This window comes from Amycolatopsis sp. AA4 (assembly GCF_002796545.1).
Taxonomy (GTDB): domain Bacteria; phylum Actinomycetota; class Actinomycetes; order Mycobacteriales; family Pseudonocardiaceae; genus Amycolatopsis.
Genome location: NZ_CP024894.1, coordinates 296,406 through 310,024, shown reverse-complemented (window position 1 = coordinate 310,024; position 13,619 = coordinate 296,406). Strand labels below are relative to the sequence as shown.

The 13,619-nt window shown below is 68.4% G+C and carries 14 protein-coding genes; 7 read left to right on the top strand and 7 right to left on the bottom strand.

Annotation, left to right across the window (positions count from 1 at the left end):
- Nucleotides 1–10: 10 nt before the first annotated feature.
- From CU254_RS01535 to CU254_RS01515, 5 genes are all read left to right on the top strand, one after another.
- Nucleotides 11–667 carry a phosphatase PAP2 family protein gene (locus CU254_RS01535; protein ID WP_158687978.1) on the top strand — a complete coding sequence of 219 codons (657 nt, stop codon included), beginning with the start codon at nucleotides 11–13 and terminating at the stop codon, nucleotides 665–667.
- A 71-nt stretch (nucleotides 668–738) separates the two neighbouring features.
- Complete coding sequence (locus tag CU254_RS01530; protein ID WP_100266680.1) at nucleotides 739–2,277, top strand: lipopolysaccharide biosynthesis protein; 1,539 nt, start codon at nucleotides 739–741, stop codon at nucleotides 2,275–2,277.
- 3 nt (nucleotides 2,278–2,280) lie between these two features.
- On the top strand, nucleotides 2,281–3,150 hold the full coding sequence (locus tag CU254_RS01525; RefSeq protein ID WP_009072127.1) for a glycosyltransferase: 870 nt from the start codon (nucleotides 2,281–2,283) through the stop codon (nucleotides 3,148–3,150).
- A 38-nt stretch (nucleotides 3,151–3,188) separates the two neighbouring features.
- Entirely contained in the window at nucleotides 3,189–3,998 is an 810-nt protein-coding gene (locus CU254_RS01520) for a 2OG-Fe(II) oxygenase (RefSeq protein ID WP_009072126.1), read from the top strand.
- Nucleotides 3,999–4,024: 26 nt separating this feature from the next.
- Nucleotides 4,025–4,474, top strand: a complete 450-nt coding sequence (locus tag CU254_RS01515; RefSeq protein ID WP_009072124.1) for a DUF2784 domain-containing protein — start codon at nucleotides 4,025–4,027, stop codon at nucleotides 4,472–4,474.
- Here the strand turns inward: CU254_RS01515 and CU254_RS01510 are convergent.
- Nucleotides 4,384–5,403 (bottom strand): hypothetical protein, encoded by a 1,020-nt coding sequence (locus tag CU254_RS01510; protein WP_009072122.1) that lies wholly within the window; start codon nucleotides 5,401–5,403, stop codon nucleotides 4,384–4,386. The two genes, CU254_RS01515 and CU254_RS01510, sit on opposite strands and share 91 nt — an antisense overlap.
- Nucleotides 5,404–5,561: 158 nt before the next feature.
- Nucleotides 5,562–6,527 carry a hypothetical protein gene (locus CU254_RS01505; RefSeq protein WP_037712220.1) on the bottom strand — a complete coding sequence of 322 codons (966 nt, stop codon included), beginning with the start codon at nucleotides 6,525–6,527 and terminating at the stop codon, nucleotides 5,562–5,564.
- Nucleotides 6,528–6,664: 137 nt separating this feature from the next.
- Here CU254_RS01505 and CU254_RS01500 point away from each other — a divergent pair, with 137 nt between their 5' ends.
- Nucleotides 6,665–7,873 carry a glycosyltransferase family 4 protein gene (locus CU254_RS01500; RefSeq protein ID WP_199785750.1) on the top strand — a complete coding sequence of 403 codons (1,209 nt, stop codon included), beginning with the start codon at nucleotides 6,665–6,667 and terminating at the stop codon, nucleotides 7,871–7,873.
- 1 nt (nucleotide 7,874) lies between these two features.
- Entirely contained in the window at nucleotides 7,875–9,185 is a 1,311-nt protein-coding gene (locus CU254_RS01495) for a UDP-glucose/GDP-mannose dehydrogenase family protein (protein WP_009072116.1), read from the top strand.
- A 3-nt stretch (nucleotides 9,186–9,188) separates the two neighbouring features.
- Here CU254_RS01495 and CU254_RS01490 read toward each other — a convergent pair whose 3' ends face one another.
- The 5 genes from CU254_RS01490 to CU254_RS01470 all read right to left on the bottom strand — a co-directional run bounded on the left by CU254_RS01490 (nucleotide 9,189) and on the right by CU254_RS01470 (nucleotide 13,493).
- On the bottom strand, nucleotides 9,189–10,223 hold the full coding sequence (locus CU254_RS01490; protein WP_009072114.1) for a GNAT family N-acetyltransferase: 1,035 nt from the start codon (nucleotides 10,221–10,223) through the stop codon (nucleotides 9,189–9,191).
- 6 nt (nucleotides 10,224–10,229) lie between these two features.
- Entirely contained in the window at nucleotides 10,230–11,153 is a 924-nt protein-coding gene (locus tag CU254_RS01485; protein WP_009072113.1) for a glycosyltransferase family 2 protein, read from the bottom strand.
- Between the two features lie 69 nt (nucleotides 11,154–11,222).
- Nucleotides 11,223–11,891, bottom strand: a complete 669-nt coding sequence (locus CU254_RS01480; protein ID WP_009072111.1) for a polysaccharide deacetylase family protein — start codon at nucleotides 11,889–11,891, stop codon at nucleotides 11,223–11,225.
- A 76-nt stretch (nucleotides 11,892–11,967) separates the two neighbouring features.
- Nucleotides 11,968–12,654 (bottom strand): glycoside hydrolase family 75 protein, encoded by a 687-nt coding sequence (locus CU254_RS01475; protein WP_009072109.1) that lies wholly within the window; start codon nucleotides 12,652–12,654, stop codon nucleotides 11,968–11,970.
- A gap of 206 nt (nucleotides 12,655–12,860) precedes the next feature.
- On the bottom strand, nucleotides 12,861–13,493 hold the full coding sequence (locus CU254_RS01470; protein WP_009072107.1) for a polysaccharide deacetylase family protein: 633 nt from the start codon (nucleotides 13,491–13,493) through the stop codon (nucleotides 12,861–12,863).
- Nucleotides 13,494–13,619: the final 126 nt, after the last annotated feature.

Genomic DNA, 13,619 nt, shown 5'->3' with positions numbered 1-13,619 from the left:
CGTCAGCATCGTGGACAGCTCAGACCTCCGAAGCGCCGTACGAGCCAGAGACTGGCTGATCCCGGCGTTGGCGCTCCTCGGCTTCGTCGTGCTCACCCAGCAGGTGCTGACGCTCGGTCCGCTGACCCGAGCGGACGAACCGGTGCACGAATTGATCACTCGCGAGCACAGCGTGGTCCTCGACGTGCTGCTGACCATCGTGAGCGCTGTCGCGCAGTTTCCGGTGTCCGCGCCGATCTTGTTCGCGTACGCGGTGTTTCGGTCCGTACGCCGTTCCTCGTGGGCACCGGTGCTCACTTGCGGCCTCCCGTTGCTGTTGCTCTCCGCGACGACGTTGGCGGCCAAGCTCCTGATCGGCCGCGCGGGCACCGACCAGACTCCCGACACGCTCCACGTCGGCGGCACCGCGTACCCGTCCGGCCACGCCGCGACCGCCGTCGTGGTGTCGACCCTTTTCGTAGTACTGCTGGCCCTGGAGAACCGGAAACGTGCTCTGGCGGCGGCAGGCGGTTGGTCGGCGCTCGTTGGTTTCGCCCGGATTTACGTCGACGCGCATTGGGTCAGCGACGTCGCGGGCGGGCTGTTGCTCGGGTTGGCCATCGCCGGAACGACGCTCGTGGTGCTGCGCCGCCCAACCGAGTCGGATTCGAGATCTCCGCTGCTGTAACCCGTCGCGGCGGCCGGGCGACTTCACGGATATCCCACTGTCCCAGCGAGATCGGGCGGAAGACGACTAACGTGACAGCTCACCGTCCAGGCCCCGGGCAGTCCACCGCCCCCGAACCGGCACTGCCCGCGGAAAGCGCGGCCGCCACCGCCGCGCACGGCGCCCGGTGGACGGTCATCGCGATGATCGCGCGCCAATTCGGCCGCCTCGGTTTCGCGCTCGTCCTCGCGCGGCTGCTCGGTCCCACCGATTTCGGCGTGGCGAGCGCGGCGACCATTTACGTCGCGCTCACCGCGGTGCTCCTGGAGACCGGGCTCGCCACCGGCATCGTGCAGAAGGCGCAGCTGCGCCGGCAGGACGAAGGAGCCGCGTTCTGGACCGTGACCGCGCTCGGCACCGCCGTCGGCCTCCTCACCGTGGCGTTCGCCGGGCCGATCGCCGATTTCCTGGACATCCCGCAGCTGCGGCCGGTGCTCATGGTCCTGGCGATCGGGCCGGTGCTCAAGGGGCTGACCATCGTTTCGGCCGCCCGGCTGCAGCGCGATCTGCGTTTCCGGGCGCTGTCGCTGGGCGAGGTCGTCGCCACCTTGCTCGGCGGCGGGATCGGCATCGCCACCGCGGAACTCGGCATGCACTACTGGGCGCTCGTGGTCCAGCAGGTCTGCACCGACGCGCTGGTCCTGGTCATCTGGCTCGGCGCGGCCGGCCTGCCCGCGTTCGTGCTCGACCGCGCCGCGCTGCGGTACGTGCGCCGCTTCGGGGTGCCGCTGCTGGGTTCGCAAGCGCTCGGCTACGTCGGCCGCAACGCCGACAACGTGGTGGTGAGCCACTTCCTCGGCCCCGCCGCGCTGTCGTACTACATGGTTCCGTACCGGATCATGCTGGTGCCGGTGAGCCTCCTCGGCAACGTGGCGAACCGGGTGGCGTTCCCCATTTTCGCCAGGACCCAGGACGATCCGCAGCGGGTGCGCCGGCTCTTCCTCCGGGTCACCCAGGTGATCGCGGTTCCGGTGGTGCCGGGCATGCTCGCGGTCGCGGTGCTGGCCCCGGAGGTCGTGCGCACGGTGTTCGGCGCCGAATGGGGTCCCGCGGTCCCGGTGATGATCGCGTTGACCACCACCGGAATCCTCGAGTCGCTGACCACGCCGGGCGGTTCGGTGTTCATGGGTCTCGGCCGGGCCGACCTCGCGCTGCGCTGGTCCTGGATCCCGCTGCTCGTGTGCGTTCCGGCGTTCTTCGCCGGTCTGCCGTGGGGAGTCACCGGGGTCGCCGCGGCCTATTCGATCGCCATGTTCGTGCTCACGCCGTTCCAGGTGCGGGCGATCGGGCGGGTCGCCGCGTTCAGCCTCGGCGACTGGCTGCGGGCGGTCTGGCCCACGTTCGCCGCCGGAGCGCCGTCCGCCGCGCTCGGCTGGTTCGTGCAGGAGGTGCTCGCCAAGTCCGCGAGTTTTCCCGCCCCGGTCTCTCTCCTCGCGAGCCTGGCCGTCGTCGCGGTGGCTTACCTCGTGCTGTTGCGCCTGATCGACCGGCAACTTTTCCGGGAATCGCTGCATGTCGCGAAATTGCTCGCCAAGGGCAAGCTCGGCAGCGTTTCGGCGAAGGAGGACTGACCGATGAACGCGCGTGCGCACGTGGTGATCCCCGCCCACAACGAAGAACAGACCCTCCCCCGGCTGCTGGACGCGCTGACCGCCGACGCCGCGCCGGGCGAGCTGGAGATCGTGGTCGTGGCGAGCGCGTGCACCGACCGGACCGCTGCCGTCGCGAAGGCGGCCGGGACGACGGTCCTCGAAACCGCCGTCCCGGGCAAAGTCACCGCATTGCAGCTCGGCGACGAAGTCCTGACCGGCTACCCGCGGCTGTACGTCGACGCGGACGTGGTCCTGTCGATCCACGACGTCCGTGCGCTCGTCGAGGCGCTCGCGGCCCCGGACATCGCCATGGCGACCCCGCTGCCGCTGCTCGAATTGGACGGCCTCGGCCCCGTCGTTTCCCGGGCGCACCGCGCCTGGGCCCAGCTGCCTTCCGTGCGGCAATCAGGCGTCGGCTCCGGCGTCTACGCGCTGAACGAGCAGGGACACGCACTGGCCTTCCCGCTTCCCGACGTCCTCGCCGACGACGCCTGGGTGCACCGTGCCGTTCCCGCCGAACGGAAAATCGTGGTCCCCGAAGCTCGGTCCGCGGTCCGGCCGGCCGCCACGGTGCGCGCGTTGGTGCGCCGCCGGGCCCGGGTCCGGCTCGGGCACCGGCAACTGGACCAGCTGGGCCGCCCGGCGCAGCCCGGCACCGAATCCGGCTTGCGCACGTTGTCGCAGCTCGTGCGCGGCGGGGCCGTTTCCGTCACCGAAGCGGCCAGTTTCAGCGCCGTGGTGCTCGCCGACCGGGCGATCGCGCGATTTCGCCGCATTCGCGGGAACGAATCGGAATGGTCCACCGATAACACCAGCAGACTCATCTCGACGCACGAAAACCGCGCCAGGTGACCGCCGCCGAGTCCGCCACGGAAAGGACGGGTAACACCATGCAAGAAGTCCGGAAATTCGCCTTCCGCCGCGATGACCTGTTGCCTCTTGCCGACAAACTGCACGAGCAGTTCGTGACGGCACAACCGTTCCGGCACATCGTGATCGACGACTTCTTGCCGCCCGAGGTCCTGGAACCCGTCCTCGCCGAATTCCCGGAGCCCCGGGACGCCCAGTGGCAGAAGTTCGACACGTCGCAAGAGGTGAAACTCGCGCTCGCGGACACCGAGCGAATGGGACCGGCCACCCGGGAACTGCTCGCCGAGTTCAACGGACAGGTGTTCACCGACTTCCTCGAACGGCTCAGCGGCATCGAGCACCTCGTCCCCGATCCGCATTTCGACGGCGGCGGCCTGCACCAGATCCGGCCCGGCGGGTTCTTGAAGGTGCACGTCGATTTCAACCGGCACCGCAGGCTCAACCTCGACCGCAGGCTCAACGGCCTGCTGTATCTCAACAAGGACTGGGAAGAGTCCTACGGCGGGCATTTGCAGCTGTGGAACCAGGACATGTCCGAGTGCGCGCACAAGATCCTGCCGGTGTTCAACCGGTTCGTGCTCTTCGCCACGACCGACGACGCCAACCACGGCCATCCGGATCCGCTGACCTGCCCGGACGACCGGGCCCGCCGGTCGATGGCGCTGTACTACTACACCAACGGCCGCCCCGCCGAGGAAGTGCGCGACGACCACACCACGGTCTTCAAGCAGCGTCCCGGCGAATCGTGGCAGAGCAACCTCCGCCAGGTCGCCAAGCGCTGGACGCCGCCCGTCCTCGCCGACCTCGCGGGTCGCTTGAGCAGCAAGTAATCGCTTCGAACGAAAGGCGGAGCGAAATGTACGCGCTGCTTGCTCAATCCATGGTGGTGCTGCATTTCGCTCTGCTTTTCTACCTCCTCGTCGGGGGATTCCTCGCGGCCCGCTGGTGGTGGATGGCGATCCCGCACGCGCTCTACGTCGGGTGGGCGGTGCTGACGCTCTACGTGGCGGTCGGGTGCCCGGTGACGACGGTCGAGAACTGGGCGCGGCACCGGGACGGGCAGGTCCCCGACGACCGCCCGTTCATGTACCGGTATGTCGAGGGCGTGCTCTACCCCGAGCACCACATCAACTACCTGCGCGCCGTTTTCGTGGTCGTGATCCTGCTCAGCTGGGCGTTCAGCGCCCGGAAGCTGTGGAACCGCCGGAAGGCGCGTCAGGGCGCCACCGCGGCTCCGTTGTCGGTGAACGTGTTCCCGGACCAGACGTCGGTCTTGGCCGAGGGTTCGACCGGACCCCACCGGTAGCTGTCCCGCACGAACCGGTTGTTCGTGAAGGCGGTGTCGCCGGGAACGCCGAAGTACACCGAGTAGCCGCCCCCGCCGATCTGGTTGCCGTCGACCACGATCCGGCCCGCGGTGCCGCGGTCGATGCTGTCGTTCATGATCATCGCCGAGTTGACCGAACGGTCCGCGGCGGGGTCCTTGCTCCACTCCCCGCCGAGCCCCGGGTTGACGACGTTGTGCTGGACGAGCACGTTCGCGACCCGCTCCATGATCTGGAGACCGTCGGCGTGCGCGCCGGTGGCCGGGGTGAAATCGTGGATCCACGAGTCGGTCATCGTGAAATTGTTGCCGACTTTCGCGCCGTCGTTCGTCATTCCGTAAATGTCGGCGTGCGAGACGGTGACGTTGTGGTAGCCGATTCCGGCGTCGGTGTAGTCGCCGCGGATGGTGACGTGGTCCGCGTTCACCGATCCGTCGCCCTCGGTGTCGATCCCCCACGGAACCGTGCCGTCGCCGGTGAACCGGCAGTTGCGGATCACCACGTCGTGCACGCCGTCGCCGATGAGCACGCGGCCGGTGATGTCGAGGTTTTCGATCACCTGGCCGGATTTGGCGGTGATCGACCCGGATTTCGCGAGCGGCGTTCCGGCGGGCACGCCGTATCCGCCGGCCCCCGACTGCCCGACCGGGCCGCCGGTCGCCGACGGCCGGTTCGCCGAGGTGCCCGAACCCATGCTGGCGGAGGCGGCCGGAGCGCTCGCCGGTTTGCTCTGCTCCACCGGAGCCACGGTGCCCGGCGCGGTCGGGCTCGGCGCGGCGGAGGTCGGGGACGCGGCGGCCGCCGGCGACTCGGGCACGTCGGAACCGGCGGCCCCGGGTATCGAATGGCACGCCGTCAGCACCATCGCGGCCGCGCCGGACGCCGCCGCGGCAAGAACAATTTTTCTCACGTTGCGTTACTCCACTGTGATCGTGTCGATGCCAAGAAGAAATGGAACGACACGGCACCCTAATCAGCAACGCACCATGAACACAACCCGCCGGCGGCGGGCAAAAATTGATCACCGGAATTCGGTGATCAATAAACGGGAGCCGGGCGCGGCCCGGTTCAGCCCTCGACGCGGCGCAGCCAGGCCTCCCGCCAGTACGGGTAGATCGCCCGCGGGCAGAACCGGTGGTAGAGCGAACGGCAGAAAACGTCTTCGAGCACAACGCAATCGCGCAACCGGAGCATCCGGCCGGTCTTCTCGTCGATGATACGTTCCACCCGATGCAGCACCCGGGCGCGCTGTCCGCAGTACGGCAGCATTTCGACGTCGAAGAGCATGCCCCGGTTCTTGTTCTCCGGGGAAAGCGTGCGGAGGATCTCCTCCTTGCTCCGGACCTCGACCAGCTCTCCCGGCTCCAGCCGCAGGGGTTCCGGCTTCGGCCCGGACGGCCCGGTGCCCCGCAGGAACGGATAGGTCTCGCCGCCGCGGATGCGCAGCCGGGCGGGCAGCCGCGTGCTCAGCCGCTGGAATTTGTTGAAGAGCACGACGAGGAGCCCGCGCAGGACCACCGCCGGTTTCTCGTTGCCGGAGCGGATGTCTTCCAGGTACTGCCCGGGCGAGTAGGCGCTCAGCGGCGCGGAAGCGTTGAGCAGTTCCGTTGCCTGGCAACGATAACGTTCGACACCGTCCTCGTCCGGCGGCGCGATTGTGTCGGCAGTCAGCGTCTCGACGGTCGCCTCGGCGGGACCGGCGGGTTCCGGTGCGGGCTCGAGCCACTCCTCCCGGAAGAAAAGAAGGCACGCGGCTTGGCAGCCCCCGTGCGCGCTTCCGTCACAGCGCGCACCGGCCAGATGAACAGTGCGTTCCAGTTTCCGGTGATCGGTACTGGGAGTGATGGTGTCGCACGTTTTTCCGGCCCGTTTGTACACCCGCATCTCCTGACCGGCGAAACGGAGCATTTCGGGCATGAAGGGCAAGCCGTCCATTCTGCCCTGTTTGTCGAGCGTGGCCAGGATTTCCTCGGCGCCGCGCACGCGCACTCGATCTCCCGCTCGCAGCTTGGGTCCGGCATCGCCGTGTGCCATCTGAGTACCTCTCTCGGGACAGCCTGCGGTTAGGTCGCGAGAACGCACCTTTCCGTTACCGAGATGTGCGTAATGAAAAGCCGCGCGCCAGCGAATAAGTAGCGTCTGCTCCCTGCACCCAGGAGATGAGGTCGCCGGTGCCGCGACGCCACGTACTGATCATCGTGCAGAACCTCCCCGTCCCGCTCGACCGCCGGGTGTGGCTGGAATGCCGTGCACTCACCGAATCCGGCTATGAGGTTTCCGTGATTTGCCCCAAGGGAACCGGCGATCCGAAGTACGAAGTGCTGGACGGAGTACACCTTTACAAGTACGCGCCTCCGCCGAACGCCTCGGGCGCTCTGAGCTATTTGGTCGAATTCGTCTACTGCTGGCTGCGCACCGCGAACCTCTCGCGCAAAGTCTGGAAACGCCGTCGCTTCGACGCGCTCCAAGCCTGTAACCCGCCGGACACTTTCTGGGCACTCGCGCGGCTTTGGCGGCTGCGGGGCGTGCGGTTCGTCTTCGACCACCACGACCTCAACCCGGAAGTGTTCCGTTCCCGCTTCGGAGAACCGGAGAACTTCGCCGCCCGTCTGCAACTGGCCGGCCTGTACTGGCTGGAGCGCATGACTTTCCGGACCGCGGATCGGGTTGTTTCCACCAACGCGTCGTACCGGCGAATCGCTGTCGAACGCGGGAACGTGCCGCTTTCCCGCACGACGATCGTCCGCTCCGGGCCGGACACCTCGGTCATGCGGCCGCGGCCGCCGAAACCGGAACTTCGCCAGGGCAAGCGGTTTCTCGTGGTGTGGCTGGGAATCATGGGACCGCAGGACGGGGTGGACGGCGTGCTGGAGGTCATCTCGCGGGTCGTCCGCGACCATCAGCGCACCGACGTCGCCTTCGCGTTGCTCGGCTTCGGAGACTGTCTCGAAGACCTCCGCCGGCAGTGCACCGAAATGGGGCTCGACGAGTGGGTGCGGTTCACCGGCCGGGTCGGCCCGGAGGAAATCGCCGATTACCTCTCGACCGCGGACGTGGGTCTCTCCGCCGACCCCTACAGCCCGCTGAACGATCTTTCGACGATGAACAAGACCATGGAGTACCTCGCGTTCGCGTTGCCGGTTCTCGCCTACCGGCTGACCGAAACCGTCGTGTCCGCGGCCGATTGCGCCGTCTACGTGGAACCGGGCCACACCGGGACTTTCGCCGCGGAACTCGTGGCGCTGCTCGACGATCCGGAACGCCGGGCGGAACTCGGCAAGGCCGGTCGCGTCCGGGCGGAGCAGGAACTCGACTGGGCGCCACAGGCCCGGGCTTATCTCTCGGTCTACCAAGGCCTGTTCGACGAGGAGAAGAATTGACATGTTCGCGAGACGGATTGCGGTAGTCGGCACGGGATACGTCGGACTCACCACCGGCGCGTGTCTCGCGTCGCTCGGGCACCGCGTGGTGTGCGCCGACCTCGACCCGGACAAGATCGCCCGGCTCGCGGACGGGGAGGTCGACATCCTCGAACCCGGCCTCGCCGACCTCGTCGCCGAGGGCCTGGCGGCGGGACGGCTCGAGTTCGTCCACGGAGCGGCGGCCGCGATCGACGCCGACCTCGAGGTGGTTTTCCTGTGCGTGCCCACCCCGATGGGCGTCGGCGGGGTCGCGGACCTGTCCAGCGTCGAAGCCGTCCTCGACGAGATCCGGGAGCGCCTGCCTTCCGGGGTCGTGGTGGTCAACAAGTCGACAGTGCCGGTCGGGACCGCGGAGCGGACCAAGGAACTCCTGCGCCGCGAGGACGTCGCGGTCGTCAGCAATCCCGAATTCCTCCGGGAAGGCACCGCGGTGCGCGACTTCCTCAGCCCGGACCGCATCGTCGTCGGCAGCGACGCGCAGGACGCGGCCGAGCGGATCGCCGGCCTCTACGCGCGGCTCGGCGCGCCGACCGTGCTGACCGACGCGGCGAGCGCGGAACTCATGAAGTACGCGGCGAACTGCTTCCTGGCGATGAAATTGTCTTACGTCAACGCCATGGCGGAATTGTGCGAACGGCTCGGCGCCAACCTCGCGGACATCACCGAGGGCATGGGATATGACCACCGGATCGGACAGGCCTTCCTGCGGCCCGGCCCGGGCTGGGGCGGCTCGTGCCTGCCCAAGGACACCCGGGCGATGCTGCAGATCTCCGACTCCGCGGACTTCGAATTCCGCTTGCTGCGCGCGGCGATCGACACGAATGAACGGCAACGACAGCGCATCGTCGACAAAATTCGCCTCGCGGTGACGGGCAGCCGGAACGGTTCGATCGCCCGGCTCCGGTTCGGCCTGCTGGGCCTGACCTTCAAGGCCAACACCGACGACGTCCGGGATTCGCCCGCACTCGCGATCGCCGCCCTGCTGCGGCAAGCGGGCGCGGAACTCGTCGGCTACGACCCGGCCCTGCGCGCGGACACGCTGCGCCCGGAACTCGGCGACGTCAGCCTCGTCGAAGACCCGCTGCTGATGGCCAAGGACGTCGACGCGCTGATCCTGCTCACCGAATGGCCGGAATTCCGGTCGCTGAACTGGACCCAGCTGGCGGAGGTCGTCCGCCGCCCGATCGTCGTCGACACCCGCAACCTGCTCGACTCCGACGTGCTCCGCCGCTCCGGATTCAGCTGGACCGGCCTCGGCCTCGCCGCCTGACGCTCACCGAAAGCGCCGCAGCACAGCACGCAACTGCGGCGCGATCGGCGACGCCTTGACCGCCGACACCGCCTGCCTGCCCGCCCGCCGAACGAGACCCCGCAACTCGCCGCTGGTCATTTCCCCCTGGCAGACCATGACCTGACCCGTCATCGCACGCCGCTTGTACTCGTCCTCGCCGCGTCCGAGGTCGATCCGCTCGACGCCCCATTCCGGCGCGGCCTGCACTATTTCCCGCAGCAGGATCCAGCCCGGGGCCAGCCGGGAAAACCGCGGCTCGTAGACCGGGAACCACCAATGCAGCACCCGGCCGTCCCGAAGACCGAAGTGTGCCGCGAGCAGTTCCCCTCCACTGTGGACAGCCGAGAGCAGCCCGCCGAAGGATCCTTCCCGAGTCCGGAGAAGCCGGTGCAACAGCGCGATCCGAGCCGGATCGGCGAAGTAGTCCCGCGCACCGGTCGCCGCGTATTGCTCGCGTTTGAGCCGGATCACCTCGTCGAGCAGCGCGGGATCCCGGCTGTCGGCCGTGAAGACCAGCGGCCCGTGCTCGCGGCCCGCTTTGGCCGCTCGGCGCCGGGCCTGCCCCATATTGTCCTTGCCGCTGCGCGAAGCCCGCCCCAGATAGCCCTCCAGCCCGCCGGTGACGTCGAGGTACGGCGAGGGCCGCCGGGTGTCGATCCGCTGCTCGAACTCGGCCGTGTCCAGCAGGTGATCGAAGCTGAACGTCCGGGCCCGCAACGCCGGCAGCAGCGTCTCGACCGGGAATCGGCTGCCTTCCGCTTGAATCGGCCCCTGGAAATCCGCGGCGGGCCAGCCGACCGGGCGTACCGCGGACCCGTTGCGGTGCACCGGAAACAAACCGGTGACCGCACCGGCGGCCTCCGCGACGGCGACGTGGACCGGCGGCCCTTCCGCGTGCACCGCCGCGGCGAATTCCGGATGGAAATACGGGCTGTCCAACGCGGAATTGGCCGCCCGCAAGGCATGCCAGGCATCCAATTCCCGAGCCGTGAGGCGACCGAACTCGACTACGCGCACCGCCGTTCAGCCCGGAAGCGCGGTCAGGCGGCGCGAAGGCCGCACCAGTGCGACAAGCGCGGCCCGAGCAGTCCGCCGGCCGCCGAGCGAGCGGAGAAGCTCGCCGAGCACCACCGCCGCGAAGTAGGCCGCCGAGGCCAGCCACCCGCTGCGCCGGCGGAAAAGCTCGACCCGATTGACCGTGAGCAACGCCCACAGCACCGGATTCGTCCCGGATTCGCCGCCGATGTGCTCGACCACCGCGGACGGTTCGTACCACGGCTGCCAGCCGAAATCCTTGGCGCGCAAGCTGAATTCCGTCTCTTCGCCGTAGAGCAGGAACGATTCGTCCCACGGGCCGATCTCGCGCAGCGTGTCCGTGCTGATCAGCATCGCCGCGCCGGTGCCCCAGGCGACCGGGCGCGCGTACTCGTACTGCATCGGATCGGTGATCAGCTCGCCCAGCGTGCCCCACCGGCCCGCCCGGTGGCCGCCCGCGATCGATTCGGCCAGCGCGCGCAGCACCGTGGGGTCCCGGCGGATCGAGGGCTGGAGCGTGCCGTCCTCGTTGAGCAGCCGCGGATAAACGATGCCCCGGCGCGGGTATTCGAGTGCGCGAGCGAGGATTTCCAGCGCGCCCGCACGCGGGCGGGCGTCCGGATTGAGCACGAAAACCCCGTCTATTTCGGCAGTTCGCAATTCGTCGAGCGCCGCGTTGACTGCGGCCGCATAGCCCCCGTTATGTCCGGTGCGCAGCAAGGTGACCGGAACGTCCCATTCCCGGGAGGCGATTTTCTCGGTGCCGTCGGAGGACATGTTGTCGGCCACGATCACCTCGACGAGGTCGGTGCCCTGCGCGGCGGCACGCAGCGACGCGAGACATCCCGCCAGCACAGTGGCACTGTTGTAGGTCACGATGATGATCGCAACCCGGAATCGCGGCTCACTCACGCTCGAAATGTCGCGCTGGACGACCGGCCTGTTACGACGGATTTCGTTGGGCGGCAACGGGGATACCCGTTAACCGCGGCACCGCTTCACCACTTTCGCGACTGCCCGCCGGGCCTTGCGGCGCACGCCGGGCGATCCGTCGAGCACATCCGCGATCCAGGCGGCGTCGAGATCACGCGTGAGGCTGGTCCGCGGCTGCAGCCAGTCCCTCTCCCTCGCAGGCCCTCCGTCGCTGGTGTAAGCCCGCTGGACGCCCGCGCGGCGCAACCGGCGCAGAACGGTCCGGTCGTAGGAACCGAACGGAATCGCGACCCGGTGCACCGGCGTTCCGACGTGCGCCGCGAGTGCCTGCGGCGCCCGCACCAGCTCCTCGCCGACCTGGTCGCGCTCCAGCCGCCGCCAGTCGCGGTGCGCCCAGCCGTGCGAGCCGATCTTCATGCCGGCGGCCAGAAGTTTCCCGATCCCGGCCTCGTCCACCGATCCCGGAGTGCCGAGCCGTCCGGCCAGCAGGAAGAATTCGGCGCGCAGCCCGCGCTCGACCAGCCGCGGCAAGGCGATCTCGACGTCCGAGGAGTTCCCGTCGTCGAAGGTCAGCCGGACCTCGGGACGGCCCGCGACGGCGTCCAGCACCCGTTCGAACTGGTCCACCCGGACCCAGGTTTCGCCCTCCCCGGGATCCAGCGGACGCACGGGTGTCCCGATGCCGTGCACCGTGAGATTCACCAGCTTGCCTGCCATCGCCCGCCCTTCGCCGCACCATCGGACTAATCGCGCAAAACGCGGCGATAGTTACGGTGCGGCGAAGGACCGGGGTTCAGCTCCCGCTCACGAACGCCGACGCCAGCTTCTGTCCGGTGCTCGTGGCCGCCGCGTGGTCCTCGATCGGGTTCACGCTCGAGTTCTTGAAGCACACGTACGTCACGCCGGAGTCGACGCCGCCGTTCTTCGGGTCCGGGTTGATCCCGAGAGCCTTGGCCGTCGCGTACGAGGCCTCGCCGATGATCTTGTTCGGCCCGGTGTCGCCGATGACCGCGTACTCGACCTTGCCGTTGTAGATCACCGCGCAGGAACCGCCGCCGCGAAGGCCGGAGTTCGCGTAATTCCAGATGCTGCTCGAACTGGGGACCACGATGTACGGCAGCTTGGCGGCGTTGAGCGGTTTGCCGTCGGATTGCGGGAAGGCGGTGTCGGGGTAGAAGCAGCAGTCAGTGTTCTCGTTGCACTCGGAGGTGCGCTGGCCGTCGCAGTCGATGTCCATGTCGGCTTTCCAGAAGACCGCCTTGCCCGCATCGCAGACCGGCACGGTCGCGCTGCCGGAGTCCTCGTCGGTTTTGTATTTGCCGTTGGAGATCTGCTTGCAGGACGCCACCTTGGCGAGAATCTGGTCCGCGGTCGGGCCTGCCTGAACCGCTTCCGCGGCGGGGGTCGCCGCGGTGGCGAGCGCGGCGGGCAGGACGGCGGCGGCGATCGCCAGAATCGCGAGCAGGACGAGTTTCCGCATCGACGCTCCCTGTTTATTAGGAAACTTTCCTTACGGCGGCGCGCGCTCAGGATGCCGCCGTACGGATGCGGTCACAACCCGCCGAAAGAGGGTGTTTTTCCCGCCGAACCGAGCAGTCCGTGAAGGTGGCCCGCCGGGAATCGAGGTCCGTGAAGGACCCCTTGAGGGAATCTAAGTCCGTGAAGGAGCCCTTCACGGACCCCGGTTTACCGGCCCGGCCGGGAAGCCCAGCGGGCCGGGAATCGACGCGGCCGGCGGCTCACCGCTTCGGCCCAGCGGGGGTTCAGGTCCGAGCGGATCTCCGTCCGGGGCCGAACCAGCGCCGCCCCGCGCACGCCGCCGACATTCGCGTACACCCGCGTCGCGCCGGCCTCGCGCAGATGCGTCAGCACTCGCCGGTCGAACCGGCCCTCCGGCAGCGAAAACCGCCGCACCGGGGTTCCGCTCAGCTGCTCCAGCAGCCGCGGCGCGTCATCCAGCTCCCGGCGCACCGCGAACGACCCGTCGAGCCGTCGCCAGTCCAGCCGGTCCCAGCCGTGCGATCCGACGTGCATTCCGGCGTCCACCAGCTGCCGCAGCCCGGCGCGGTCGACGTACCCGCGCTCGCCGACCCGGCCGGCCAACGGGAAGAACTCGGCATACAACCCGCGCTCGACCAGCCGCGGCAAGGCGATCTCGACGTCCGAGGAGTTGCCGTCGTCGAAGGTGAGCTGCGCCCCCGTCCCGGAGACGACGTCCAAGAGCGCGTCGAACTGCTCCACGGTGATCCACCGCTCGTCCTCACCCGGATCGAGGGCTCGCTCGGGCTTGCCAATGCCGTGCACCGCAAAGGTGATCATCGCGCCTCCCGTCCGAAGTACCGTACCCGATTAATCGGATTGGCAAACGGAGTAGTTACCAGCGCCGATCCCATGGTCAACAAAGGTTTTCCTGCGCGAGGTAAACACTCCCGCAGGAAAATCGGA

What these genes read in the sequence shown, in the direction of transcription:
- CU254_RS01480 (WP_009072111.1), bottom strand. Translation starts at nt 11,891, where the DNA reads ATGGCAGGCAAGCTGGTGAATCTCACGGTGCACGGCATCGGGACACCC.
- CU254_RS01470 (WP_009072107.1), bottom strand. Translation starts at nt 13,493, where the DNA reads ATGATCACCTTTGCGGTGCACGGCATTGGCAAGCCCGAGCGAGCCCTC.
- CU254_RS01475 (WP_009072109.1), bottom strand. Translation starts at nt 12,654, where the DNA reads ATGCGGAAACTCGTCCTGCTCGCGATTCTGGCGATCGCCGCCGCCGTC.
- CU254_RS01505 (WP_037712220.1), bottom strand. Translation starts at nt 6,527, where the DNA reads ATGGCACACGGCGATGCCGGACCCAAGCTGCGAGCGGGAGATCGAGTG.
- CU254_RS01525 (WP_009072127.1), top strand. Translation starts at nt 2,281, where the DNA reads ATGAACGCGCGTGCGCACGTGGTGATCCCCGCCCACAACGAAGAACAG.
- CU254_RS01495 (WP_009072116.1), top strand. Translation starts at nt 7,875, where the DNA reads ATGTTCGCGAGACGGATTGCGGTAGTCGGCACGGGATACGTCGGACTC.
- CU254_RS01520 (WP_009072126.1), top strand. Translation starts at nt 3,189, where the DNA reads ATGCAAGAAGTCCGGAAATTCGCCTTCCGCCGCGATGACCTGTTGCCT.
- CU254_RS01515 (WP_009072124.1), top strand. Translation starts at nt 4,025, where the DNA reads ATGTACGCGCTGCTTGCTCAATCCATGGTGGTGCTGCATTTCGCTCTG.